Origin of the sequence: Acinetobacter sp. V110_1 (assembly GCF_031798975.1) — a bacterium.
GTDB classification, from domain to species: Bacteria; Pseudomonadota; Gammaproteobacteria; order Pseudomonadales; family Moraxellaceae; genus Acinetobacter; species Acinetobacter nosocomialis_A.
This window is the reverse complement of the sequence record NZ_JAVQNN010000030.1, coordinates 1408483-1435293: the sequence shown is the minus strand read 5'-3', so window position 1 is coordinate 1435293 and position 26811 is coordinate 1408483. Positions and strand designations below refer to the sequence as shown.

Sequence of the window (26811 nt, the reverse complement as noted above, 5' to 3'; positions counted from 1 at the left end):
ACTAGGAGCGTTCATTATGCTGGAAAAATTTAATCAATATCGCCAAACGTGGACTTTACCTCTAAATCGTCATAAGACTACGAATCAAACACAATTTCGCTTTGAATGGGTTGATAATTTAAAAGAATTACAAGATGTACAACGGTTTCGCGCACAACAATTTAGTAAACAATTCGGCATTCATTTTGAAGATAACTTAGATCAAGATATTTACGATTTTAGCTGTGAGCATGCAGTATTACGTGAGAAATGGACGGGAGAGATTGTGGCTTATACACGACTCAAGCTCTTCCAAGGCCATGAAATAGCGCAAAGCTATAGTGCTCATGAGTTTGATATTGTTCCTCACTTATCGCATTTGCCAAATGTATTAGAAATAGGGCGTACCTGCGTACATCCACGTTTTCGTAATGGTAAGGCACTTTCAACGTTATGGCTGAATCTAGCACCTAAAGTGTTGTGGTCAATGCGAGCTAAATACTTGATGGGCTGTGTAAGTATTCACCTGCAAGATAATTTGGCCAGAGCGTACTATACGCACCGCCAGATTCAACAATTACCAGACAGCAAAACTATCGATATTCGTTCTAAAAAAATTTATGAACCTGAATATCCAGAGTTCAGTTTTCCTCAAGATGAACGTATGCCAAAACTGTTCCAAATGTATTTGAGTATGCAATCTAAACTGTCTAAAGATGCCTTTTTTGATGCTGAATTTAACTGTCTCGATTATTTTGTATTTTTGGAAGTAAATAAAATCGCGACTTCCTTTGTAATGAACAAAATGGCTCAACGATAAAGATATCTTATATTTTGTAATAGCGAGCGCATATTGGGATTTACAAGCTATTTTACTCTCATGCACAATAGTATGTATGAGGTAATGAAGCGAAAAGTTTAGAACAATATGTGCCAGCTATTAGGAATGAATTGTGCAACACCAACGGATATCACTTTTTCTTTCCGTGGTTTTTCACAGCGCGCAGGAATTACCTCGGACCATAGTGATGGTTTTGGTATAGCCTTTTTTGAAGACAAGGCATGCCGTTTATTTGTAGACAACCAGTCTGCGGTTGAATCTCCAATAGCTGATCTTATTCGTAACTATCCCATCAAATCGCGTAATGTAATCGCCCATATTCGTAAGGCGACCCAAGGCAAAATCACGCTTGAGAACTCACATCCTTTTATTCGTGAGTTATGGGGACGTCACTGGATTTTTGCCCATAATGGCGATTTACATGATTTTAATCCACCTTTGAGTGGACGTTTTACACCTGTAGGAAATACAGATAGCGAAAGAGCATTTTGTTATTTACTCGATCAACTGGTAGAAGTATTTGGCTATGAAGAGCCAAGCCTTGAACAGATATTTGAAGTGTTAGAGAAAATTTCTCCGCAAATTGCAGAATATGGCACATTTAATTTCTGTTTATCTAATGGCAAAGCTTTATTTAGTTATGCCATTACTAAATTACATTGGTTAGTTCGCGAATATCCATTTAATAATGCGCATTTAATTGATTTAGATGTCGAAGTTGATTTTAGTCAGGTGACGACTCCAGAAGACCGAGTGGCAGTAATTACTACTGAACCTTTAACACATAATGAAACTTGGACAGCATATCAACCCGGTGAAATGATTTTATTTCAACATGGTCAGCCTATAAAAAAATCAATAACACATGTTGAAAGATTAATACGTGAAGAGAAAAACCCTGAACTTAAATGTATTACTCGGGCAGACCAATATTAATTTTTAAGAAAATGAGTGTAAATACTTAATTAATATATATATTTACTTAATTAATAATAAAGTATTTTGTTTAAAAAATACTTTATTGTTTTAGTTGGTTAATATTATTTAATTGTTTAAAAATCAAAAACTTAATTCATTATCTATTTTTATTTATATAAAACCGACGAAATAGGTTTGTTTTTATTTATACCCTTTAAAGATAAGATGCGGCTTATGCAACAGTCATTGAACATCATTGGGGGTGGTGTATGAAAATGAAATGGGCTTCAGAATATAATACGGGTATTGATGTTATTGATGAGCAACACAAACGAATACTTGATTATATTAATGAGATTGATGATGTAAAAGATGATGAGGATAGACGTCGTATTAAAGATGTTTTAGATAATATTATCGATTATACGCAGTCACATTTTACCTTCGAAGAAAGTTTGCAAGAAGAAGCTGATTATAAATATAGAGTACCGCATAAACGTGTACATGACTTGTTTATTAAGAAAATAGAGTTATATCGTGAACGTTTTGAAATGGGACATACGATTGAAGCTGAATTACAAGAGATTTTGGCTAAATGGCTCATTAATCATATTCAACATGATGATGCTGATTATGTGGGGGCAGTAAAAGAAAATATGATGGGGATTATTAGAGAAAAAGAAAAGAAGAAAGGAAAGAACTGGTTCGCCCGTTTTTTCTCATAACTTTAACTCGAAAAACTCTAATATACAGTTAGCGCGGCAAACTATCGTTTCGGTGGTTTGCTTTTTTTATGGCGCAAACTTTGATTTTCATGCATGAGACGGGCAAAATATCTAAAGACTTTTTCAAGGAATGCATAATGCAGGACATACCTATGTCACGTTGGTTATCGCCTCTTATGGCGTTTTGCTTATCTTTTGTCATCATGGCCACTTTGGCACCAACCATGGGCATCCAGATTGATCGTCAGCTCGATTTCTGGTTATTGTGGTTTGGCACAATGTTGTTATTGGCATTACCAGTTTGTTATTTGGAAATTGCTTTAGCAAAACGATCTAAAACAACCGCTTTAAATGCGTTATCGAGTTTAACTCGTGAAGCAGATAGCTCGCCTAAATGGCGCGTGGTTGGCTGGCTTGCTGTTGTTTTTATTCCTTTCTTGGCGGGTAATGTGCTGAGCACCGCAAGCAATATATTAGTTGCGCAGTTTGCTCCAAGCATTTCAGGTCAAATCATTTTTGCAGGCCTTGCAGTTGCTGCCTTGGTCTTATCATTTATTCCTCGTCAAATTCTTGTTTTGTTAATGACCTTAGGGGTAATCGCTTCTATCGTGTTAGCAAACATGATGGGTACGACTTTACAGCCTTGGCATTGGACCAATGTAGAGTTTAAAGAGTGGGGTAATGCAACCGTACTTGCACTTGTAGCAAGTGGTTTAGGTTTAGGACTTTACTGGCAAAATAGTGTTGGTACTGTTCAGACTCAAGAAGGTGCAACTAAAACTGTTCTTCCAATTTGGTTGGCTCAACTCATTGCTGTAATTGCTTTTGGTTTCTTCTCGCTTCAAGCTCAATTACCAGTTCTTACGTGGATATTTACTGGCGTGATGACATCAGCGTTATTTGTGCAGTTAGCAAGAGAACAACTTGCTCAGCGTCAGCTTATGCCTGTTTTACAATGGGTGATTCTTATTGTTGCGATTGCAGTTTGGGCTGTGCCTGAACTTCATCACTTATTTACGCTGATTCTTATGCTTTGGGGCTTACTCATTAGTTTGATCTATGCAATTTTTGCAGGTTGGATTATGAAAATTAGTCACTTACGTAAATCGATGAATTTCAGCAATGAGCTTTTCTATAACTTATGGCGTATTGCTGTACGTATTGTGTTGCCACTTTCAATTATTGTGGCAATGATTGCTGTAATTGGACAAAGTATCTAATGGAACGCATTCAACAAGTTTGGGTTGCGTTTGCCGCGCCAGAGCAACAGTTTCTAATCTCTGTTCCATTTGAACAGGGAATGACTGCTTCACAGGCAGTTCAAGTCAGTGGTTTATCAAGTCAAGTTGATTTGCCTGAACCACTTCAGCTCGGCGTTTTCGGAGTAAAAGTAGAAGCTGATGCCGTACTACATGCAGGTGATCGAGTTGAGGTTTATAGACCTTTAACGATTAATCCAAAAGACATTCGTAGGAAACGTGCTGCGAAGAATCCTGTAGGCAGATACATTAAAGGCAATCGCTTTAAGCAATCAGCTCAATAAGCAAAACCCCTCAAGTTTTTTCACTTGAGGGGTTTCTTTTTATTAGAAAAAACGATTATAGTGGTGGGGCAGTTAAGATCGCTTCTTTAGAAGCAGGTAAACCTGGTTGCGATTCTGGAATAGTCTCTAAACCTTCAATTTTAGTTACAGTTCCAGTTCCATCAAAGTAAATTTTTAAATGCTGACCATGTGCTGCGGGGATTTTCGCTTTTTTAGCATATGTTCCCGGGATATAGTTGTAGATATAGTCCCAACGTTGTGGATTGAGGGGATCAGTCACTGTTGGGCTACCAAGCAAAAAGCGCACTTGCTGGAAATTCATGCCGACTTGTACTTGAGAGGCTTGAGCTTTAGTCAATGGAGTCCCTTGAGGAATATCAACCTTATATACACCAAAGATTGAACAACCAGCTAGGAGTGAAGTGACGAATAACGTCAGCACGAGTTTTTGCATTTTGCTACACTATCCCAATAAATTATGATGCATTTGATCAAAGGATAGATCATACTTCATATAAATTCTATTGCCTATTCCAACTTGAGATTTGTTGAGAGACCTTTTTTCATGCCTATTTCCAATCAAGATTTGCGCAAAGCTGGACTTAAAGTTACCCTTCCACGAATTAAGATTTTGGAATTATTAGAAAATTCAAAACAGCATCATCTTAGCGCTGAAGATATTTACAAGACTTTGTTAGAGCAAGGGGAAGATGTCGGACTTGCGACAGTTTACCGTGTGTTAACACAATTTGAAGCTGCGGGCATTATTCAACGTCATCATTTTGAAAATAACCATTCTGTTTTCGAAATTATGCAAGAAGATCACCACGATCACTTGGTTTGCCAAAACTGTAACAAAGTTATTGAATTTACTAATGATGTTATCGAGAAAGAACAGCATTCTGTAGCAGAACAACATGGGTTCACCTTAACGGGTCACTCATTAAATCTCTATGGTTACTGTAATGAACCTGAATGTCAGGATGCATTGCGCAAGAAATAATCGTTTTCACATAAAGAAAACAAATAAAAAAGGAAGGTTACGTTTAACCTTCCTTTTTTTATGAAGAAATTACTGACGGTCGAAAGTTAAATGTTGTTTTTCGTCTGTAATTTGATCAGGACCTTCATTTGCAAGCTTAATCGTTAAACGTAAATCGTTTGGTGAGTCGGCATGTTTAAGGGCATCTTTATAAGTAATTTGGCCTGCTTTATATAAATCAAATAAAGCTTGGTCAAAGGTCTGCATACCCAGTTCACGTGAGCGTTTCATCAAGTCCTTAATTTCATGAATTTCGCCTTTACGGATATAGTCTGAAATTAATGGTGAGTTAATTAAAATCTCAATCGCTGCACGACGTGAATTACCATCTGGCGTTGGAATAAGCTGTTGAGCAATCATGGCTTTTAAGTTAAGCGACAGGTCCATGTAGAGCTGGCTATGTCGGTCACTTTCAAAGAAGTGAATAATACGGTCGAGTGCTTGGTTGGCGTTGTTGGCGTGCATTGTTGCTAATACAAGATGACCTGTTTCAGCAAAGCCAATTGCATAGTCCATCACTTCACGCGAACGGATCTCACCAATTAAGATGACATCGGGTGCTTGTCGTAACGTGTTTTTTAAAGCAATTTCAAATGAGTCCGTATCAATACCGACTTCACGTTGAGTAATAATACAACCCGCATGTTCGTGAATAAACTCAATCGGGTCTTCAATGGTAATGATATGGCCTTTAGAGTTATGGTTACGATGGCTGATCATTGAAGCCAATGAAGTCGATTTACCTGTACCTGTTGCACCTACGAAAATAATAATGCCACGTTTGGTCATCGATAAATCTTTAAGCACAGTAGGTAACTGTAAGTCATCAATCGAAGGAATTTTAGTTTCAATTCGACGTAGAACCATACCCGGCATATCGCGTTGCTGAAAAGCACTCACACGAAAACGCGCCGTTTTATCGCGGTTCATAATGGCAAAGTTACATTCACGAGTTTCTGCAAATTCTTTACGCTGTTTGTCACTCATGATGGAATGTAAGAGCTGTCCAATTACTTCGCCAGAAAGGCTATTCTTTGAAATTGGAACAATTTGCCCGTTAATCTTCATTGATGGTGCAACGCCATCTGTAATAAAAAGATCCGATGATTTTTTTTCAACCATGAGGTTGAGCAAGTCATTAAAATCCATAATTGTATTCTCGCTATTTTGTTATTTTTATAGGAATGATTCAGGCTGTTTTGCAGCAGTACGAGCCGTTTGCGGGCTAATTACACCACGAGACACCAAGTTTTTTAAGCTTTGGTCGAGGGTCGTCATACCATGGTTGGCACCCGTCTGAATAGCTGAATACATTTGTGCGACTTTATTTTCACGGATTAAGTTACGAATGGCAGGAATACCAATCATGATTTCATGTGCTGCCACACGACCACCACCGTTCTTTTTAAGTAGAGTCTGCGAAATAACGGCTTGTAAAGATTCAGACAGCATGGCACGAACCATGTCTTTTTCTTCGGCAGGGAATACGTCAATTACACGGTCAATAGTCTTTGCAGCTGACGTGGTGTGAAGCGTACCAAATACCAAGTGACCCGTTTCAGCAGCAGTAAGTGCTAATCGAATCGTTTCAAGGTCACGCATCTCACCGACCAAAATAATATCAGGGTCTTCACGTAGTGCTGAACGAAGTGCTTCATTAAAGCCATGTGTATCACGATGTACTTCACGCTGGTTAATCAGGCATTTCTTTGACTGATGTACAAATTCGATAGGATCTTCAACTGTTAAAATATGGTCATAACGGTTTTCATTAATATAGTCCATCATTGCTGCAAGCGTGGTTGATTTACCCGAACCTGTTGGACCTGTCACCAGTACAATCCCGCGAGGATAATCACAAATATCCTTAAAGATTTGACCTAAGCCTAAATCTTCCATAGTAAGTACTTTAGATGGAATGGTACGAAATACTGCGCCAGCACCACGGTTTTGGTTAAATGCATTCACACGGAAACGTGCAACATTAGGTACTTCAAAAGAAAAGTCAGTTTCAAGCTTTTCTTCATAGTCACGGCGCTGTTTATCGTTCATGATGTCATAAACAAGGCGGTGGACATCTTTATGTTCTAAGGCTGGTAAGTTAATACGACGAACTTCACCATCGACACGAATCATTGGTGGCATGCCAGCAGATAAGTGTAAATCGGATGCGCCATTTTTCACAGAGAAGGCGAGTAGCTCTGTAATATCCATAATTTCCCCAAGTAAATCAAAATATGTCATTATTTTGTAGAATAATATACGGCTTTCACCGAGGCTTACCAACACCTCGCTTTAGGTGAAAAGCAAAAAAGTTTTTTGAAAATGAGAACCTTGTCAATGAATTACCTGCAAGATGCGCGACAGCACGTATTACAGCAAATCAGAACTGCTTGTGAACATGCTCAGCGTGCGCCTGAAACTGTGCAACTTTTAGCCGTATCAAAAACACATCCAAGTGAAAGATTGCGTGAAATGTATGCAGCAGGGCAAAGGGCATTCGGAGAAAATTATTTACAAGAAGCTTTGGACAAAATTGAAGCTCTACATGACTTAGACATTGAATGGCATTTTATTGGACATGTTCAACGTAATAAAACTAAGCATTTAGCTGAAAAGTTTGATTGGGTACATGGTGTAGACCGTTTGATTATTGCAGAGCGATTATCTAACCAACGTGGTGATGACCAAGCTGCACTTAATATTTGTTTGCAAGTGAATATAGATGGGCAAGACAGTAAAGATGGCTGTGCACCAGAAGAAGTTGCGGAATTGGTTGCTCAAATTAGTCAACTGCCGAAAATTAAACTACGTGGCTTAATGGTCATTCCGGCACCAGACAATACCGCTGCTTTCGCAGATGCCAAAAAGTTATTTGATGAGATGAAAGGGCAACATGCTCATGTGCAAGACTGGGATACATTAAGCATGGGAATGTCGGGCGATTTAGATGCCGCAATTGCCGCAGGTTCAACCATGGTCCGTGTAGGTACAGCTTTGTTTGGTAAGCGTGACCCGATTGAGAAAAAATAACTTTTAAGGGTTAGTTAAATATTTTGTGGTGGAACTGTAATCAATTAATTTAAATTTAATTTTCCTCGCTTATAACCCAGATATTTTAATATTTGAGTGTGTAATGTATGGATTTGTTGCATGTTTTCATTCTGGCAATCATTCAGGGCTTTGCTGAATTATTGCCAGTTTCTAGTTCCGCACACGTTATTTTAGCTGAAAAGTTAATGGGGTATGATCCATCTGCACCTGACATGACATTCTTACTTGTAATGTTGCATACAGGTACGATGTTTGCAGTGATCGTTTACTTTTGGAAATCTTGGCGTAAGACCTATTTTTCTTCTTGGGAAAGTTTTAAAAAACAAGCCTTCTATATTATTTTGGCAACCCTAATTACTGGTGTACTTGGTTTAGCGCTCCAATCTATTATTAAACATGTATTCTTCGGCGGCGCGAGCAGTTTCGAAATTGAGCATTTGTTTAGTAACTCAAAACTCATGGCAGCTGCACTAATTTCGGCAGGTGTTCTGATTATTTTATCTTCGCGTTTAGATCGTGGTCAGCAGGGTGAAATCAGTTTGCGTAGTGCTTCTATTATTGGGGCAGTGCAGGCGTTATGTTTACCTTTCCGTGGTTTTTCACGTTCAGGTGCAACCATATCTACAGGTTTATTTTTAGGTGTATCTCGTCAAAAGGCTGAAGAGTTCAGTTTTGCGTTGGCTGTGGTATTAACACCAGCTGTGATTTTAAAAGAATTATATCGTTTAGTTCACGCTCAAGGCTTACAAACAGTTGCTCATGGGCAAGTGTTTCATTCGATGGTTCCAAGCTTGTTGGGTATGTGCTTTAGCTTTGGTGCTGGTCTTTTGGCATTGAAATGGTTGTCTTCATGGTTAGAACATGGCCGCTGGCATTTATTTGGTCTGTACTGTATTGGTTTCGCAATTGTCGTACTCTGTGTGAATTAATTTTTTGATGTTTTAAAAATAAAAATTATTGCAATACCATACAAGAAAGGGGCGTAAATGATACGCCCCTTTGTTATATAAGATTCAATCAAATTTAAGATAAGTACCTACATTAAATTAACCTACGACTTCAATGGTGCTCGCACCAGCACCCAGTGGTTTCACTTGTATTTGTACAGGAATACGTTCATGCATTTCTTGAATGTGTGAAATGAGAATGACCTGACGACCCTGATTTTGCAATTGATCTAAAGCATTCATAACCATGTGCAAAGAAGAAGCATCCAAAGTACCAAAGCCTTCATCAATAAACAGCGATTCAATTTTCATTGAACCCGAGGCCATATTGGCAATCGCTAAAGACAAGGCAAGGGCAGTTAAGAACGACTCACCGCCAGATAAAGATGCAACTGAGCGGGTTTCTCCATCCATATCGTGGTCAATAATCGCTAAACTTAAAGACTGATCTAGACGTTTTAGCGTATAACGTTGCGATAGCATCGCCAATTGCTGGTTGGCATGTTCAACTAAAATATCTAGGTGATATTGCTGCGCATAATCACGGAACTCTTTACCTTTAGCGTCGCCAATGAGACCTGAAATTTTGCTCCAGCGATGTTCTTCTTGCTGAATATTTTGAATTTGCTCGGCGTATTGTTGCTGTTTAGCAAGATTTTGTTGATGCACTTCAAGCTTAAGCTTCAGTCGATCGCGTACTTCAAGTTGGGCTTTAAGCTCTGCAATATTGTCCTGAATGAGGCTAACAAGCTTTTCATGCTCAATATCTGGCTGAGTTTGTAAATGCTCGCTTAATTGCTCTTGCATGGTTTTTAGGGCAGAAGAAGCTTCACTTAATAGACGCTCGGCATGATTAAGACGGTTACGAATGTCTTGCTCTTGTGCAGAATTAATCTGTATGAGCGCCGTAAGATCAGATACCTGAAAATCAGTATGGGCTTTTAACCAGTTTTGAATTTGCCCATCAATCTGCTGTTGATGTTGTTCTGTGTGTTGATACTGATGTTTAAGTTGATCTAGCGCCTGTTTTTGCTGCTCAAAATGCTGTCTGGTTTGTTCGAAACGTTGTTTAGCCTCATGATACGTCGTTTGTTGTTGCTGACGTTTAGCGTCATGCTCAATTAACCATTCATGTGGCTTAATATCCGAACGGCCTGTCATTTGCTGAATGAGCGACACCGCTTTTTCATTATTTTGTTGGCCTTTGAGCGTAATCTCTTTGAGATTTTGATCGATCTCATCAATTTGCTTGGTCAATTGTTCAAGGTTAGCAGCTAACATTTTAAGTTCTTGTTGCTGCTGTTCAAAACGCTGTGAAAGCTGTTCTTGCTGCTCAAGTTGTTTCGCACGTGCGTCAAGAATCGCCCAAGTTTGTTTAGCCGTTTGGCTACTCGACTGCTGCCATGCGTGTTGTTCAGTTTCAGACAAGCATTCAACAATATGTTGAACTTGTTGTTGCCATTGCTGTGCCGTATTGAGCAAACTTTCATTACGCTGAATCGTTTGAACAAGCTGATTGTGTTGCTTAATCGCTTGGGCTAAACGCACGTTTTCTGAGTCAAATGAAGTTATGGCAGTTTGTGCCGCTTGTCTGAGTTCGTTCAGTGTTAGCAAGATTTGTTCAGGAGCTTGCTTAAGCTCAATATGTAATTGATTGAGCTTAAATGTTTGCTCAAGCCCTTGCTTCAAACTTGATTGTTTGGCTTTAAGTTGAGTTAAGTATTTCTGAACGTGCTCAAGCTCAGCACGGCACTGGGTGAGGGCATGTTGCTGAGTTTGCCACGCATTAAATCTAGTTTGCTCTAGCGCTACTGCCTGTTGCTCTTGTTGTTGTTGCAAGTCGAATAAAGCTTTAGAGACTGCACTGTCATCAACACGATAGGGATGATGTGTGCTTCCACACACTAAGCAAGCTTCGCCATCTTTAAGATTGGCCCGTAACTGCTCAATATTTTCGGTGTGTAATAAACGCTGCTGTTGCAGAATGTGCTGTAACTTTTCACGTTCAGTTTTAGCTGTTTGATAGTCTTGTTCAGCTAACTGGCAAACGGTTTTAAGCTGCTGCTCTTGGGCTGTGGCTTGGGTATGTTTTTCTGTGAATTGCTGAAGCTCAGCATAGAGCTCATGATAAATTTTTATTTTCTGTTGAATCAGATCTAACTGAGTGATTTGAGCAAGTTTCTGATCTTTATCTTTACGCTGTTGTTCAAGTTTTAACTCAATCTGTTCAACTGTGCCTAGTGAAGTTACGAGTTGTTCGAGTTCACTTTTAGCTTCCGCTAGCTTTTGGCGGGCAAGGGCAGGGTTACCAAGCTGTTGTTCAATCGCTTGGTAGTTTTGAATAAATTGCCCAAGTTGATGTAGATGTGCTGAGAGGCCTTTGTCCAACACAGCATATTGCTGAGTTTGGGTAAGTTGCTGTTGAAGATGAATTTGGTTCTGCTCAAGCTGTGCAATGTGCTGTTGCACAGTGTTTTGCTGCTGGTGCAGTGGACTGAGTTTTTGCTCAAGTACATGTCTTTTTTCTTTGCACTTTTTATATTCATCGGCAATAAAAGCACGTTCTTGAATGGACTGTCGAACTTGATTTAAAGCATGTTGATGCTGTTGCTCAAAATCGAGCGTTTGTTTGAGCTCTTGTTCTGCAAGTTGATATTGTTTTTGTTCCGTTTCAAAAACTTGTAGCAGGTCATTAAATTTGGTCTGAGCTTGCTGAATTTGTGGCTCAAGTTGTTGTAACGTTTGTAAGTTTTGAGCTTGCTGAAAAACTTGTGGGCGTATTTCAGAGAAAACTTCGAGCCGTTTTAATTGCTCACGTTCAGGCACAAGTTGCTGATGATGGTTTTGCTGGGTTTGAAACTGTTGCTGTTTCGCTTGAACTTCATGCTCAAGTTTTGCTTTGCGTTCAAACCATTGTTGCTGTTTGTCTAAGACATGTTTTTGTTGTTCTAACTGTTGATGGTTTTGTTCGGCTTGCTGATATTGTTCGGTAAAAGCCGCAATCTCTTCATCAGATAAAATTTCAATGTGACCTAAAAACTCTTCGAGCTGTTTACGCTGCTTTGCAATATCTGCTGTTTTACGAAAAGCGAGTTCACCGATTTTGGCGAAAATGCTGGAGTTGGTCAGATACTCAAGTAATTCACCGCGTTCGCTGTCTCGAGCTTTTAAAAACGCGGTCACTTCTGACTGAGCAAGTAATACGGCACGCGTAAACTGTTCAAATGAAAGCTGGGTAATTTGTTTAACTTTTTCATCAACCGCTTTGGCTTTGTCGGCAAGCACCACACCATCGGTTAGACATTTTAAGTGGCGCTGCACACTTTGCAATTTACCATTTGGGTTTTCACGTGCACGTTTAATTTCCCAACGCGCCAAATAACGTTTTTGATCTTGCGCAATAAAGCAAAGCTCAGCAAAACCATGTCCTGTACCACGGCGTAAGACAGTCAAAGGAGAGTTAGTGAGTAACTCTGAACCATCAACATCTTTTAATTTGCCATCACTGTCTTTCAAGCGAGGTACCCGATTAAACAAGGCCAGACACATGGCATCTAAAATGGTCGACTTACCAGCCCCCGTTTTTCCCACAATCGCAATGAGACCTGCATGGGCGAGGGGTGCGCTTTCAAAATCAATAAAGTGTTCATCAGAAAGAGATGCCAGATTTTTTATTCGAATGGATAAAATTTTCATGACATATCCTTAAGGGTTTGCATCATTTTCAAGATTTTTTTGTGCTTCTTGTACCAGACTCAGAAAATCTTTTAAGACCGCATCATCGGCGCTATAACCTTGTTTTTCCCAAATATTTTGAAAGAGTTTTTCTGGTGTTGGCGGTTCAAGAGCGATTTGCTGAGTGGCATTTGAATCGGTGGTATGTTTATTCACATATTGACGTGAAATCCGTACTAAACGGTAGCGGTCAGGCGGTAGAGCCGCTTCAAACTGCTGACGTAAATTCGGCTGTGGTGGCGTTAAACTATAATATTCAATATCGACATATTCACGGTGGTCAATATTCTCAATCATGCCGTTTGGCAGCGCTTTGAGTTGTTGTAGTACCTCGTTTAGCTCACCACGAATGCGGTGCAATTGTATGCAACGTGGAATTTCTACAGCTTCAAATTGCAAACGGTTGTCTGTGTCTTGAGTCGGGTCGATTTTGACCTCAACCACTTGGTGCTTATAGTTAATTTCACTAAAAGAAAGCGGAATGGGTGAACCGCTATAACGAATGTGCGGCTGACCTACTTTTTGTGGTTTATGTAAGTGCCCTAAAGCGACATAGTCGACAGCATCTTCAAATAAAGTCGTCGAAAGTGCCTCTTCATTACCAATAATAATTGGACGTTCAGAGTCGGATGTTTCCCCACCTTGCATGTGGGCATGCGACATCAAAATAAGCGCTTGGTCTGGTGTTTTGCGACGTTTGGCTTCGGCAATGAGTTGCTGATGCAAATAGGCAATCGCGTTTTTGCTATTGGTAGTATGTTCGTTAAAACCCGTAATTTCGGCCGAGCGTAAAAATGGCAGGGCTAGGCACCATGCCACAATATTCTTATTTTGATTATAAATAGGTAAAAGTAGCCTATCGAGGTCTAGGGTTTTATCTTCATTCCAACGAACCACGCCCACAGTTTTCGCATTGTATTTTTCTAAGAGTGGTTCGACCTGTTCAATACGGTAGCCTGAGTCATGGTTACCCGCAATCATGAGCGTTTGCATGTGTGGGGCAAGGCGATGTGCATCTGCTAAAAATTGGTAGAGCTGTTTTTGTGCTTGAGAACCTGGGTTAATGACATCAAAAATATCACCAGCAATGAGCAGGGCATGCGGTTGTTTTTCTTGAATTTGAGTGAGTAACCAGCTTAAAAATTGTTGGTGTTCGTAGTGGCGTGAATGATTATAAAAAAACTGCCCCAAATGCCAGTCAGAAGTATGTAGAAAATGTACGGACATAGAAACAGACATCAAGCCAAAATAAACACAGATACGTTAGCATAAATTGGCAGGAGATTTTATCAAGACATTTTAAAGTGCTCGTTATTTAAGCCCGCAATGAAACCTGAATTATTTTGTCCCTTTAAGCTCTGCTTTGTTACTATCGACTTAAACCATGAACTTTGAGAACAAAATGACGATTCATAAATACGAAGTAAAAATACAGTGGGAAGGTAATACAGGAACAGGCACTTCTTCTTATCGTTCATATAAACGAGACTTTAGTATTCAGCATCCGCAAAAGGCTACCATTCAAGGTTCCTCAGACCCAGCCTATTTAGGTGATGTGACCAGATGGAATCCAGAAGATTTATTGGTCGCTTCAGCTTCAGCCTGCCATAAACTTTGGTATTTACACCTATGTGCGGTCAACCATATTCAGGTACTTAGTTATGTCGATAAAGCACTTGGTTTTATGGAAGATACAGATCCAGTTAAACGCGGTCACTTTACCCAAATTATTTTAAGACCAGAGATTGTTTTGGAAAAAGGTGCTGACCAAGAGCTTGCTGCAAAACTGCATGAAGAAGCACATCACGAATGTATGATTGCCAATTCGGTAAATTTCCCAATTACATGTGAAGCCACTTTTAGCTTTGCTGAATAATTAATATGAAATAGCCACCGATAAAAAGGCGGTGGCTATAAATTAAAATAAATAGAGTGGTTAGATAAAATCTTTAAGCTGCATTTTCATCGGCTTGAAAAATACCAAAAACGTTGTGGTCTAAATCGACAAAGTAACCATGCCAAGCGCGGCCCGGAATAGCGAATTTATCCATTGCGACAATACCGCCTTGCGCTAAAATTTTTGCAGCCACTTCATCGAAGTTTTCCACATGAACTGAACAGGTAAATGCATTGGTGCCATATTCCATTGGAGGCGTTTGAGCGGGACGTTTTAAAAGGCCGCCCATAATTGAAGGGGTTTCTATACGGTAGTATTCAATTGGTAAGTTTGGATCTAATTTAAATTGCCAACCAAACACAGCTTGATAAAACTGCGCATCACGAGCAGGGTTTGAAGACTGGATTTCAAAATAGGCAATATTGTTCATATTATTTAAATCATATTTTTATGGTGTAAAAAGTATACGCATGACTTTCATGGCTATGAAATAACGATTGTGTATGTTGAGCGTAAAATGAACGTGCTAGAAAATAAAAACCGACGATTCGAGTGATGAGAGAATCGTCGGTCAAAGACTTCATCAAGGGTTTGGCTGCTAACAAAACCTAATCCGAAGAAAGAAAGAGTCGTAATGAAAGGTCACCGAAACAATTTTGCGGATGCCGTGCAAAGGAAGTATTCGGTTGCTGCGACCTTGTTACCCTATATAACGTCAAGAGATTCGGATTGGTTGACAGAAAAATGAAAAAAAATCGAAAAAAATTTATAATTATTTTTTGAACCCATAAATTAGGCAAAAATATGACCAAATTACGTTCTTACTTTCTCTGGTTTTTTGCTATATGCATCGTACTTACCTTAATAGTCGGTGTAGTTGCAGCACTATTGCCAGCGAGTGTAGGTGGTATTTTAACAGCCGTTCCATATTTAGGCGCAATGATTTTTGTCTTGTTTAGATTTTTAAAGAAAGAACGCCGTGCGCCGACTGTACCAGAAAAAAAGAAATTTACTTTAGGCTTTACCCTCATATTTTGGGGCTATAACTTATGCGGTGTTTTATTTGGTTTGTTTTTATTTTCAAGACAAGACCCTGAAATTTTGCAAAACTTTATGCTTTACCTCAAGCAGCCTCAGTTCTTAAGTATTATGGTCATTATGATTTTAATGCTGGCTATTCCGCTTTATTTAATTACCTACTGGTTTTATGGCAAACAGGCACAGCGCATGGCTGACAAAATGTTGAATGTGCAATAGATCACTACAAAAACAGCTACGATTAAATATAAATGAGTTTTATATAATCAAATAAAACAGTTGTCCTCAGCTTAGGAGGAAATATGAATAAGAATGTATTAATCACGGGTGCTAGTGGTTTTATCGGAACGCATTTAATTAAGTTCCTATTACAAAAAAATTATAATGTGATTGCTGTTACAAGGCAGGCTGGAAAGACATCTGACCATCCTGCCTTGCAGTGGGTACAAAAGTTTGAAGATATTTCGACCCGTCAAATTGATTATGTAGTGAATTTGGCAGGTGCAAATATTGGCGAAAAACGCTGGACCGAGTCACGTAAAAAACAACTCATTGAAAGCCGAGTAAACACGACCCGAAAATTGTATGCATGGCTCAAGCAATCTGAAATTTTTCCTGAAGTGATTGTGTCTGGTTCGGCGATTGGCTATTACGGAATAGATGATCAAGAAAAGTGGGCAGAGGTGTGCACTGAACAAAGCTCACCACAGCCTATTTTTATGTCTCAGCTTTGCCAAGAGTGGGAACACGCAGCTTTAGCAGATACTCAGCAAAATACTAAAATTACTCGCTTAGGCGTAGTGTTTGGGCAGGGCGGTGGCATCTTGCCTAAAATGTTGCTTCCGATTCGACTCAATTTAGTTGGTCAAATTGGTCACGGCCGTCAGCCTGTGGTTTGGGTACACATTGAAGACGTGTTAAGCGCAATCGAGTTTATATTTCAGCATCCTCAATCTGCCCAAATTCACAATGTCGTAGCGCCAGAAAACGTGTCCCAAAAGATCTTTGTTGAGCAAGCTGCCGCGGTACTCAATAAGAAACCACTGTTGTCAGCGCCTAGCACGGTTTTTCGCTGTTTATTAGGGGAACAATCGCAATTGATCTTAAATGGGCAATACGTCAAACCCGCAGCCTTACAAGCTGAAGGATTTGAGTTTACCTATCCGCAATTAAAAATGGCTTTAGAGAATATATTGGCGTCAGGCTAAGATTTTATTTTGCAAACGCTCTGGCGAATATGCTTTGGCATCCACCAATGTCGGTTGACCCAGCATAAGCTGACGGAGCAATTGTGCAGAGCCTGCGCCCATACAGAGACCATTTCTAAAATGACCAAAGTTTGCCCAGAGGTTATCCATTTCAGGCATTTTGCCAATGTACGGGACGCCATTTGGTGAACTTGGTCTGAGTCCTGCCCAGCGATGTACAATCGGGAAATTGGCCAGTTCAGGCACCATTTCTAAACACGCTTCTAAAATATTGTGCTGAGTCGTTTCATCGGTAGAGGTGTCAAAGCCACGATGTGCCATGCTAGACCCACACACAATATGCCCGTCCATACGTGGAATCAAATACATCACTCGATTCATACACATGGTCGGTAGCCAGTGAGCAGGGGTTTTAAATAACAGCATCTGACCTTGCACAGGTTCGACTGGAATTTCGAGTTGTAATTGTGAGTTCCAGTAATGGCTCCAAGCGCCTGAAGTTATTACAAAATGGTCTGCTGTATGTTTGCGACCGTCTTCGGTTTGGAGTGCTTGTATGGCATCACCTTGTTGAATCAGTTTTTTGACAGCAGCGTGTTCAAAAAACTCAACATTTGGATGTTGTTTTAAATAGCTAATCAGGGACTGTAATACACGCGGGTTGCGAATATTAGACAGTTCAGGAAAATAAATGGCTTCTTGAAAATGATCAGAGATATGCGGATTGACTTGTTCTAGGGCATCGCGCTGTAAATATTCGCAGCGTTGCATCGGTTCTTGATGTTGCTCGGCGTAGGAAAGTCCAACGTCAAAATCTTCTTCATCAAAAATCAGCATGCCTGTGTCATGAATTTCAAAATCAATCCCTGTAATAGGGTAGAGCTTTTGGTTCCATGCTTGATACGAGGCTTTACCAAATTGAGCAAGTTGGTTCACTGCATGCACATAGCGCCACGGGTACATCGGAGAAAGAATGCCTCCGCCAGCCCAAGAGGCTGCTTGTCCCGCTTGTTGTTGATCAAAAATGCTGACTTTATAGCCTTGTTCAACCAACTCCAACGCAGACATTAATCCACTTATGCCCGCGCCAATGATTGCAATATGCATGCAGTGTTATCCTTTCTCTGCGAACTTAGTTCATTTCCTTGAGTTTTTCAGCAGCGGTTTCTGCAAAGTAAGTCCAGATTCCGTCTGCACCAGCGCGGCGGCAGCACATGAGCGATTCTAAAATCACTGAGTCTGATAACCAGCCATTTTGAATTGCGCCAGCTAACATCGCATATTCGCCACTGACTTGATAAATGAATGTCGGAATACCAAAGGTATCTTTCACTTCACGTACCACATCCAGATATGGCATGCCCGGTTTTACAATCACCATGTCGGCGCCTTCTTGAATATCAAGCGCGATTTCATGTAACGCTTCGGCACGGTTGGCAAAGTCCATCTGGTAGTTATATTTATTACCACCTTTTAGGTTGGATGCAGAGCCAACAGCATCGCGAAATGGGCCATAGAAGCTAGATGCATATTTCGCTGAGTAAGCCATGATGTTGGTATAGATGTGACCATTGGCTTCTAAAGCTTGACGAATCGCGCCAATACGGCCATCCATCATGTCACTAGGAGCAATCACTTCGGCACCTGCTTCAGCGTGACTTAAGGCTTGTTTAATCAAGCACTCTACAGTCTCGTCATTTAGCACATAGCCAGTGTCATCAATAATGCCGTCTTGACCATGAGTCGTATATGGGTCGAGTGCACCATCAGTGATTAATACCATTTCTGGCAATTCTTTTTTAAGCAAACGACAAGTGGTTTGAACTAAACCATCTTCATGCCATGCAGCTTCTGCGGTGAGGCTTTTATCTTCTTGAGGTGTTACAGGAAAAAGAGCCAGTTTTGATACGCCTAACTCTAGAAGTCTTTCAGCTTTTTTCAGTAACAAATCTGCCGACAAACGCTGAATGTTTGGCATACTTGGAATATCTTGGGTCTGATTTTGTCCTGGTAATACAAATACTGGATAAATCAAGTGATTGGTAGTGAGCTGTGTTTCGCTGACCATCGCACGCAACTGGTCATTTTTACGGATACGGCGCATGCGAGTGGCTGGAAATGCAGGACGATTGAACGTATAAGTCATAACAATCTCGATGTTCGGTATTACACTAGGATAGGTTGGCGGATATTCCATTACTGTCAACCGACTGCTGTATTGTAGCCCCATAATGCTGGATTTGTACAAAATTATGGGTGTTTATCATGCTTTTAAATTTAGGCAATGTATGAGTGATGAAAAGAAAAATTGGACTGGGAACATCCATTTAGGTGCAAAAACTGACCTAACTGTGGTTCTCAACCAATTATGTAAGGCGTTTAATAGCTCTCCTTTTTTTAAGCATAGTGGAATGATTATGCGTGTGGTAGATGGTCACATTGAAGGCTATATCGAGATGCAACCTAACCTGATTGGTAATCTGGCATTTCAGATTTTGCATGGCGGCGTTGCTGCAACTTTGCTCGACAGTATTGGTGGAATTGTAGCAATGGAACATCTCTATCGCCGTTCGACCCCAGAAACTTTAACCGAAACCATTAAGCAAGTATCGCGTTTGGCAACAGTTGATATGCGTGTAGATTATTTGGCGCCAGGACGCGGTAAGTATTTTATTGCACGCGCGGAAGTGTTACGTTTAGGTCGTAAGGGCTGCACTATGCGTATGACGATGGTCAATGATGAAGATAAAGCCATCGCTGCGGGTATCGCTTCATATGCCTATTAGGCGATGAATTGAACGATTTAAAAGCGCCATGTGCGCTTTTTTTAGTGCTTGAAAAGCTGGAATTTTCATAAAAATCTTGAGATAAACATTAATTTAATTAGAACGAACGCATGAGTTATATTTTTTTATTCTCATATCATGAGGTTTTAGCGTTAAAATTGACTGCTTTGACAATGCGATATGTCTTGTTCATAGAATAATAAAAACTCTATAACAAGGTGTAGTGCGAGATTGATGGCAAAGCCAACTCATCTTTAGGAACATACCATGACTGATGCACAAAGCAATGTACAAGAAACAGTGCCAACAACATCTGCCTCGGATGACAACAACCAAAACAAGCGCAAAAAATTTCTTGGTTTTTTTGCGCTGATTCTATTGATCGCCGCTATTTTATATGCAATTTGGGCATTATTTTTAAATCACTCGGTGAGTACAGATAATGCTTATGTCGGTGCAGAAACCGCGCAAATTACCTCAATGGTGAGCGGTCAGGTCGCTCAGGTTTTGGTAAATGATACTCAAACAGTACATCGGGGTGATGTGCTGGTTCGTATTGATGACCGTGATGCCAAAATTGCATTGGCTCAAGCCGAGGCTGAACTTGCCAAAGCAAAACGCCAATACAAACAGACTGCGGCAAACAGTAGTTCATTAAATTCTCAAGTTGTAGTTCGTGCCGACGAAATTAACAGTGCCAAAGCACAGGTTGCACAAGCACAGGCCGACTACGACAAAGCAGCTTTAGAACTCAACCGCCGTGCGCAGCTTGCTGCCTCTGGTGCGGTGTCTAAAGAAGAATTGACTAAAGCACAAAGTGCGGTTGAAACAGCTAAAGCAGGGCTAGAGCTTGCCAAAGCTGGTTTAGCGCAAGCGTCTTCAAGCCGTAAAGCTGCTGAAAGTACTTTAGCTGCAAACGAAGCCTTAATTCAGGGTGTAAGTGAAACATCGACTCCGGATGTACAAGTTGCACAAGCCCATGTTGAACAAGCTCAGCTTGACTTAGAACGTACCGTAATTCGTGCCCCAGTCGATGGTGTAATTACCCGTCGTAATATTCAAGTGGGTCAACGCGTTGCACCGGGTGCTAGCATGATGATGATTGTGCCGTTGAACGAGTTATATGTAGACGCTAACTTTAAAGAAAGTCAGTTGAAAAAAGTCCGTCCAGGTCAACCAGTGACACTGACTTCAGATTTATATGGTGATGACGTTGAATATCACGGCAAAGTGGTAGGTTTCTCTGGTGGTACAGGCTCTGCCTTTGCCTTAATTCCGGCTCAAAACGCAACAGGTAACTGGATTAAAGTGGTTCAACGCTTACCAGTTCGTATTGCACTTGACCCGAAAGAACTTGCTGAACACCCACTGCGTGTTGGCTTGTCGATGGAAGCAAAAGTCGACTTATCTGCGAAGTAAACGCTTATGAAAACGCAAACACCTTTTGCCGAGTTAAGCGGTGGCCGTTTACTACTGGCAGCGTTTGTTATTGCCTTGTCGAACTTTATGGTTGTACTTGATACGACCATTGCCAACGTCTCTGTACCGCACATTACCGGTAACCTTGCTGTTTCAAGTACACAAGGGACATGGGTCGTTACTTCATATGCAGTTGCAGAAGCGATTTGTGTACCCTTAACAGGCTGGCTAGCTGGCCGCTTTGGAACAGTGCGGGTCTTTATATTTGGTTTAATTGGCTTTACGGTCTTTTCTTTCCTGTGCGGTTTGGCAACCTCATTAGAAATGTTGGTGTTTTTCCGTATTGGGCAGGGACTTTGTGGTGGTCCACTTATGCCACTCAGTCAAACCTTGCTTATGCGTATTTTCCCTCAGGAAAAGCATGCACAGGCAATGGGCCTATGGGCAATGACTACCGTCGTCGGACCAATTTTAGGACCAATTTTAGGTGGTCTCATTAGTGATAACCTGTCTTGGCACTGGATTTTCTTTATTAACATACCTGTCGGCATTGTTTGTGTTTTAGCGGCAATCCGTTTGCTTAAACCAGCCGAAACAGAAACAATTTCTTTAAGAATCGATACTGTTGGTTTAGGTCTGTTAATTTTGTGGATTGGCGCACTACAGCTCATGCTCGATTTGGGGCACGAACGCGACTGGTTTAATAGCACCAGCATTGTGGTATTAGGCTTAACTGCCGCCATAGGCTTTGTGGTGTTCCTCATATGGGAGCTGACCGACAAACACCCCGTCGTGGATGTCAAAGTCTTTAGGCATAGGGGCTTTGCAATTTCGGTACTGGCCTTGTCGCTCGGCTTTGGAGCGTTCTTTGGCAGTATTGTACTGATTCCGCAGTGGCTGCAAATGAACCTTTCCTACACCGCCACGTGGGCTGGTTATTTAACCGCAACCATGGGCTTTGGTAGTTTGACCATGTCACCGATTGTGGCAAAGCTTTCGACCAAACATGACCCACGAGCACTAGCGAGTTTTGGTTTGATATTGCTGGGTGGCGTGACCTTAATGCGGGCATTCTGGACCACAGACGCCGACTTTATGGCTCTGGCTTGGCCGCAAATCCTGCAAGGTTTTGCTGTACCGTTCTTCTTTATTCCACTGTCGAATATTGCACTCGGTTCGGTACTCCAGCAAGAGATTGCATCTGCTGCGGGTCTTATGAACTTCTTGAGAACCATGGCAGGGGCGATTGGTGCGTCAATTGCAGTGACCGTGTGGGACGACCACGCTAAAGTTGCACGTAGTGAAATGGTATCAAACCTAAATACTGCCGAAGTTCAAAATAACCTTGCGCAAAATGGTTTTTCGGCTGACTCGACTTTAGGGATTATTTCAAACCTCGTTGATAAAGAAGCCATTACCATGTCGGCAAACCATGTATTTTTACTGTTTGCGATGGTGTTTGTTTTTGCGGGGCTGGTCATTTGGCTGTGTCCGAAACCTAAAGGAGATGTCAGCGGAATGCCATCTCACTAAACACAAAAAAGCATCTCTTCGGAGGTGCTTTTTTTAGATCTATTAAAAAATAGAGCAGGTCTATAAATGGTAGATTTTGCCTGTATTTCGCTAAATAAAGCATGCCAGAATCGGGCAGATCAAATATAAAAGCGTGTAATATCAAGCAAGGAGGCTTAATACAGGGCACAGGATAAAACGCCCTTAAACATTCAATATTATAAAACCTTATTTTTATCAAAGATTAAAAAAACTTAATACCTGAAAACAAAGAAGCTTGCATGGCAATTGCATGGATAGGCAAGCGTATATATTGGAGTTATCACGTGAATAAAAGATATTCATTTTTGTTCAGTAGTTTATTAGCAGTCGGTTTATTACAAGGATGTGGAGATGACTCCTCGTCAGATCAGCCCAAGGATGATTCAAATACAACCCCGCCCAATTTAATTGTAGATAATGACCCAACCAGTTGTAGCAAACTGGCACAAGACGGTTCAAGCGTGGTGGTCGGTTCAAACCAAAATGGTGACCCAGCAGCGCCTGAAGGTGCATCGGGTTATAGACTTGGTAACACGGTTAAATACGCAGATAAATATATGGTGGTGGCAAACACACCACTTGCGGTAAAAGCGGGCTGTGATGTTTTAAGAGCAGGCGGTAGTGCAGTCGATGCTGCCGTTGCGGTACAAGCTGTACTGGGTTTAGTCGAGCCACAATCGAGCACCATTGCTGGTAGTGGTTTTATGATGTATTACGATGCCAAAACCAAAAAAGTCACTGCTTACGATGGTCGTGAAACTGCACCAGCCGCAGCCAACGAATATTATTTAATTCGCCAAGATATATATGACCCAAATTCACCAGTACCTGTACCAAGCGCGCGCCGTAGTGGTCGCTCGATTGGTGTGCCGGGTGTGATGCGTTTGCTTGAACAAGCACAAAAAGAACATGGCAAACTCAAGTGGAACCAGCTTTTTGGCGAAGCGATTGGTTTGGCTGACAACGGTTTCCGCATTCCGGGCCGTTTAGCAGATGCCATTGCAAGTAATGCAAACAGCTTAGCGCTTGATGCAAATGCAATGGCAACCTATTTCTACCCAGATGGTTCACCTCGTAAAGTCGGGGAGACCATGACCAATAAAGCCTATGCCAGAACACTTGAAGCACTTGCCTCGCAAGGCGCAAATGCACTGCACACTGGCCCGATTGCCCAAGCCATTGTGGCAAAAGCAGGGCAAACCGTAGGGGATGACCCAGCACGAACTCCAATTACTCCAAGCTTAATGACCTTGCAGGATTTATCGAACTATCAGGTGAAAAAACGCGACCCGATTTGTACGACGTATCGTAACCGTTACTATGTATGTACCATGCCACCTCCATCTTCGGGAGGGATTGCGGTTGCGCAAACATTGGGTATTTTAGAAAACTTTGATATGTCGCTTTATCCACCTAAAAATCCTGAAAATGAAGGTGGTGTGCCGGATGTAATGGGCGTGCATTTAGTGTCTGAAGCAGAGCGTTTGGCCTATGCCGATCGTGACAAATATGTCGCAGATACCGACTTTGTTCGTTTACCAGCACAGGGTATTCCAAGTTTTATTGATAAAAACTACTTGAAACAACGTGCAGCACTGATTAACCCGAACCTAAGTATGGGCGTAGCACCAGCAGGTAATTTCAATACAGCGGCAGGTGTGGACACCACTGTTGAACATGGCACGACTCAGTTCACGATTGTAGATGCCTATGGCAATGTGGTTTCAATGACATCGACTGTTGAATCGAGCATGGGCTCATTCCACATGGTGGATGGTTTCTTGCTGTCGAACCAGTTAACTGACTTTAGCGCGAACCCTTATGACAGCACTGGGGCTCTGGTTGCCAACCGTGTAGAAGGTGGCAAACGCCCACGTAGTACCATGGCGCCAACTTTGGTGTTTAAAGGCGCCACGCCAGATGAGTTTTATATGGCAACAGGTTCACCAGGTGGCGGTACCATCATTCAATATGTGGTTAAGACTTTGGTGGGTGCATTGGACTGGAACTTAAATGCACAGCAGGCCACTTCACTTGTAAACTTTGGTGCGACCAATAGCCCAACGACCAATATCGATAGCTCGAATGTACAGCTTTCTATGCTTGATTTGATTGCGGGCTTAAAAGCCAAAGGGCATGGCATATCGAACTCTGCGCAAACCAGCGGTATTTCAACGATTATGAAAGTAAATATAAATAATCAAAGTAAATATGCAGGTGGAGTAGACCCACGCCGTGAAGGAATTGTTTTAGGCAATGGTGCTTTATAAGCCTATAGACCAAACTTTAAAAAAGCTGTCATTTTTGGCAGCTTTTTTATGTGACCCTTGAAAAAAACAAAAGGGACTCAATTATGTAAATATGTTCATCAGTAGCAGACTGTTGATAAATTGCACAGCATTTTATTTTAGTTATGCTATGATGTTCAGACATTCATGGGGATGTTATTGGCTTCGACGCTGGTAATGAAACTCATAGATGCATGCCGAGAGCGCATTTTCTCTCGTAAATCAAATTTGCATATTTTAGTCGCAAACGACGAAACTTACGCTCTAGCTGCCTAAGGGCAGTTTGTCCGCTTCCTAGAATACTTGTGGTCTAGGAACCCGACCGTAGCGCACGCACACAAGTCCGTATAGAGTCAAGCCTCGGGGCTTTATACCAAACCTAGAGGATCGCAACTTGTACCCTGTTCGTCGGGTCACAAGGTGTTAAAACAATAGACGATATCTAAGCATGTAGTATTCTCGAGCGTAATGCTGGCGGACGCGGGTTCAACTCCCGCCATCTCCACCAAGATTCGTGAAAAGCCCTGAAACGAAAGTTTTGGGGTTTTTTTTATTTAATTAAATTCTATTGAGTAGATGTTGGTTTTATTGTTAGAAGTATTAGTTTGATTATATTTTAATAACTCTTTTAGAAGTTGCCGTATTGCTAAAGCAAGTTTATAAGAAAAATAAGGAGGTAAAGCATTGCCAATCATTTTATAGTTAGCCCCATTTGAAGAGATAAAATGATAGTCATCATCAAATGTTTGTAATCGAGCAGCTTCACGAACTGTTATGGATCTAGCTTGAGAGGAGTCAGGATGAATATGCCTTAAGCCATCTTTATGTAGATGGGCTGGAATAGTATTGCTAGCTTCATCTCTGCGTAAAACATAATACTTATGAATAGCTGATTTTTTCCCTGTTCTCTCTGTATAAAGTTTTAATAAGCTTTCGGTAGAAATATATTTTTTTTCATTATTTTCAATGTCCTGAGATAATAATTTAAAGGTCTCAATATCCGTTAAATTATGAAAACGAGGAGTATGATTCAGTATATTCTCGTTACCTTGAGAATGTGAATATTTCTTTCCATTAAGACAATATTCTTGCATCGGAAATAATTTAGGTAAATCTCCAATTGCTTGTGCAACTGTTTTTAGAGGTTCATGATAATTAGATAGTGTATCATTATAAAATTCTTTTAAAATACTTTCTGCATCACCACAAATATCATTCCGAATCCCTATAATTATTAGTCGTTTTCTTTTTTGTGGTATACCAAAAAGAGACATATCCAGTAAGGCAAATTTTTTTAAATCTGAAATAATCGTATAACCATGCTTACTAAACTCTTCTCTTATTATATCCACTACATATTTATCTTTGGGTTTTGAAGAGAGCAAACCAATAACATTTTCAAAAATAAAAAGTTTGGGCTTATATTTATCAACTACCCTAATATAGCTTTCAAAAAGATAATTGCGGTAATCATCTTTCATTGAGTTTTTATCTTGTGCTCGTCCTGCAATAGAATATGCTTGGCACGGAGGTCCTCCAATAATAATATCGATTACTTTATTACCAATAATACTGTTTAAACCTTTGTGAGAACCATACTTAGGATCTTTATCCCATCCGTGGAAAAGTTCATCTGTTCTTTGAATATCAAATCTTAAAACTCTATCTTGAGCATCTTTAATTTGCCATTTCGTTTCTAAACGATGAATTAAGTTCAATGCAGGCTCTTTTTCCCATTCAACTGCGGCTACAAAATCAAAGCCATCAGCTTTATGGAAACCTTCTGAAAAACCACCACAACCTGCAAATAAATCAATAAATGTGTATGCCATTTCTA

Annotated in this window: 24 protein-coding genes and 1 other RNA gene; 16 read left to right on the top strand and 9 right to left on the bottom strand. The window is 40.7% G+C overall.

Annotation, left to right across the window (positions count from 1 at the left end):
* Positions 1-16 precede the first annotated feature (16 nt).
* From RMA95_RS17540 to RMA95_RS17520, 5 genes are all read left to right on the top strand, one after another.
* Positions 17-799 carry a GNAT family N-acetyltransferase gene (locus tag RMA95_RS17540; RefSeq protein ID WP_114271870.1) on the top strand — a complete coding sequence of 261 codons (783 nt, stop codon included), beginning with the start codon at positions 17-19 and terminating at the stop codon, positions 797-799.
* Between the two features lie 108 nt (positions 800-907).
* On the top strand, positions 908-1756 hold the full coding sequence (locus RMA95_RS17535) for a class II glutamine amidotransferase (protein WP_311072229.1): 849 nt from the start codon (positions 908-910) through the stop codon (positions 1754-1756).
* Positions 1757-2007: 251 nt separating this feature from the next.
* Positions 2008-2463: a bacteriohemerythrin gene (locus RMA95_RS17530; protein ID WP_000782976.1), complete on the top strand. Its 456-nt coding sequence runs from the start codon at positions 2008-2010 to the stop codon at positions 2461-2463.
* Positions 2464-2615: 152 nt separating this feature from the next.
* Positions 2616-3683: a hypothetical protein gene (locus tag RMA95_RS17525; protein WP_311072225.1), complete on the top strand. Its 1068-nt coding sequence runs from the start codon at positions 2616-2618 to the stop codon at positions 3681-3683.
* Positions 3683-4006 (top strand): RnfH family protein, encoded by a 324-nt coding sequence (locus RMA95_RS17520; protein WP_311072223.1) that lies wholly within the window; start codon positions 3683-3685, stop codon positions 4004-4006. Before RMA95_RS17525 ends, RMA95_RS17520 begins: the two co-directional genes overlap by 1 nt.
* Before the next feature lie 55 nt (positions 4007-4061).
* On the opposite strand, the gene RMA95_RS17515 is transcribed toward RMA95_RS17520, so the two are convergent.
* A complete protein-coding gene (locus RMA95_RS17515) occupies positions 4062-4460 on the bottom strand; it encodes an outer membrane protein assembly factor BamE (protein ID WP_001170994.1) in 399 nt (132 codons plus the stop codon).
* A gap of 111 nt (positions 4461-4571) precedes the next feature.
* On the opposite strand from RMA95_RS17515, the gene fur reads away from it, so the two are divergent.
* The gene (gene fur / locus RMA95_RS17510; protein ID WP_002052029.1) at positions 4572-5009 is read left to right on the top strand and encodes a ferric iron uptake transcriptional regulator; all 438 of its coding nucleotides are present in this window, start codon (positions 4572-4574) and stop codon (positions 5007-5009) included.
* Between the two features lie 69 nt (positions 5010-5078).
* Here the strand turns inward: fur and RMA95_RS17505 are convergent, their stop codons facing one another.
* Positions 5079-6197: a PilT/PilU family type 4a pilus ATPase gene (locus RMA95_RS17505; RefSeq protein WP_151763478.1), complete on the bottom strand. Its 1119-nt coding sequence runs from the start codon at positions 6195-6197 to the stop codon at positions 5079-5081.
* Between the two features lie 27 nt (positions 6198-6224).
* Positions 6225-7262, bottom strand: coding sequence for a type IV pilus twitching motility protein PilT (locus RMA95_RS17500; RefSeq protein ID WP_107972265.1), 1038 nt, complete (start codon positions 7260-7262; stop codon positions 6225-6227).
* A gap of 126 nt (positions 7263-7388) precedes the next feature.
* On the opposite strand from RMA95_RS17500, the gene RMA95_RS17495 reads away from it, so the two are divergent.
* The gene (locus RMA95_RS17495) at positions 7389-8081 is read left to right on the top strand and encodes a YggS family pyridoxal phosphate-dependent enzyme (protein ID WP_311072220.1); all 693 of its coding nucleotides are present in this window, start codon (positions 7389-7391) and stop codon (positions 8079-8081) included.
* A gap of 107 nt (positions 8082-8188) precedes the next feature.
* On the top strand, positions 8189-9031 hold the full coding sequence (locus tag RMA95_RS17490) for an undecaprenyl-diphosphate phosphatase (RefSeq protein ID WP_200002022.1): 843 nt from the start codon (positions 8189-8191) through the stop codon (positions 9029-9031).
* 117 nt (positions 9032-9148) lie between these two features.
* Here RMA95_RS17490 and RMA95_RS17485 read toward each other — a convergent pair whose 3' ends face one another.
* Together RMA95_RS17485 and RMA95_RS17480 are read right to left on the bottom strand one after the other, a co-directional pair.
* Positions 9149-12745, bottom strand: coding sequence for an AAA family ATPase (locus RMA95_RS17485; RefSeq protein ID WP_311072219.1), 3597 nt, complete (start codon positions 12743-12745; stop codon positions 9149-9151).
* A 9-nt stretch (positions 12746-12754) separates the two neighbouring features.
* Positions 12755-14023 carry an exonuclease SbcCD subunit D C-terminal domain-containing protein gene (locus RMA95_RS17480; RefSeq protein ID WP_311072217.1) on the bottom strand — a complete coding sequence of 423 codons (1269 nt, stop codon included), beginning with the start codon at positions 14021-14023 and terminating at the stop codon, positions 12755-12757.
* Between the two features lie 163 nt (positions 14024-14186).
* On the opposite strand from RMA95_RS17480, the gene RMA95_RS17475 reads away from it, so the two are divergent.
* The gene (locus RMA95_RS17475) at positions 14187-14660 is read left to right on the top strand and encodes an OsmC family protein (protein WP_263613098.1); all 474 of its coding nucleotides are present in this window, start codon (positions 14187-14189) and stop codon (positions 14658-14660) included.
* Between the two features lie 73 nt (positions 14661-14733).
* Here RMA95_RS17475 and RMA95_RS17470 read toward each other — a convergent pair whose 3' ends face one another.
* Complete coding sequence (locus RMA95_RS17470; RefSeq protein WP_019456817.1) at positions 14734-15111, bottom strand: VOC family protein; 378 nt, start codon at positions 15109-15111, stop codon at positions 14734-14736.
* A gap of 374 nt (positions 15112-15485) precedes the next feature.
* On the opposite strand from RMA95_RS17470, the gene RMA95_RS17465 reads away from it, so the two are divergent.
* A complete protein-coding gene (locus RMA95_RS17465) occupies positions 15486-15938 on the top strand; it encodes an ABZJ_00895 family protein (RefSeq protein ID WP_107972257.1) in 453 nt (150 codons plus the stop codon).
* 83 nt (positions 15939-16021) lie between these two features.
* A complete protein-coding gene (locus tag RMA95_RS17460) occupies positions 16022-16927 on the top strand; it encodes a TIGR01777 family oxidoreductase (RefSeq protein ID WP_263613099.1) in 906 nt (301 codons plus the stop codon).
* Here RMA95_RS17460 and RMA95_RS17455 read toward each other — a convergent pair.
* Positions 16919-18034: an FAD-dependent oxidoreductase gene (locus RMA95_RS17455; protein ID WP_311072216.1), complete on the bottom strand. Its 1116-nt coding sequence runs from the start codon at positions 18032-18034 to the stop codon at positions 16919-16921. The genes RMA95_RS17460 and RMA95_RS17455 overlap by 9 nt on opposite strands.
* Before the next feature lie 25 nt (positions 18035-18059).
* Entirely contained in the window at positions 18060-19073 is a 1014-nt protein-coding gene (gene hemB, locus RMA95_RS17450) for a porphobilinogen synthase (protein ID WP_009390517.1), read from the bottom strand.
* A gap of 142 nt (positions 19074-19215) precedes the next feature.
* Here hemB and RMA95_RS17445 point away from each other — a divergent pair, with 142 nt between their 5' ends.
* The 5 genes from RMA95_RS17445 to ssrA all read left to right on the top strand — a co-directional run bounded on the left by RMA95_RS17445 (position 19216) and on the right by ssrA (position 25482).
* Positions 19216-19713, top strand: coding sequence for a thioesterase family protein (locus tag RMA95_RS17445; RefSeq protein WP_004703260.1), 498 nt, complete (start codon positions 19216-19218; stop codon positions 19711-19713).
* Between the two features lie 267 nt (positions 19714-19980).
* Positions 19981-21132 (top strand): EmrA/EmrK family multidrug efflux transporter periplasmic adaptor subunit, encoded by a 1152-nt coding sequence (locus tag RMA95_RS17440; RefSeq protein ID WP_002052058.1) that lies wholly within the window; start codon positions 19981-19983, stop codon positions 21130-21132.
* Between the two features lie 6 nt (positions 21133-21138).
* Positions 21139-22665 carry a DHA2 family efflux MFS transporter permease subunit gene (locus tag RMA95_RS17435; protein WP_311072215.1) on the top strand — a complete coding sequence of 509 codons (1527 nt, stop codon included), beginning with the start codon at positions 21139-21141 and terminating at the stop codon, positions 22663-22665.
* Between the two features lie 305 nt (positions 22666-22970).
* Positions 22971-24956, top strand: coding sequence for a gamma-glutamyltransferase (gene ggt, locus RMA95_RS17430; protein WP_311072214.1), 1986 nt, complete (start codon positions 22971-22973; stop codon positions 24954-24956).
* 167 nt (positions 24957-25123) lie between these two features.
* Positions 25124-25482: a transfer-messenger RNA gene (gene ssrA, locus RMA95_RS17425) on the top strand.
* A 46-nt stretch (positions 25483-25528) separates the two neighbouring features.
* Here ssrA and RMA95_RS17420 read toward each other — a convergent pair.
* Positions 25529-26806, bottom strand: a complete 1278-nt coding sequence (locus RMA95_RS17420) for a DNA cytosine methyltransferase (RefSeq protein WP_000331936.1) — start codon at positions 26804-26806, stop codon at positions 25529-25531.
* Between the last annotated feature and the right edge of the window lie 5 nt (positions 26807-26811).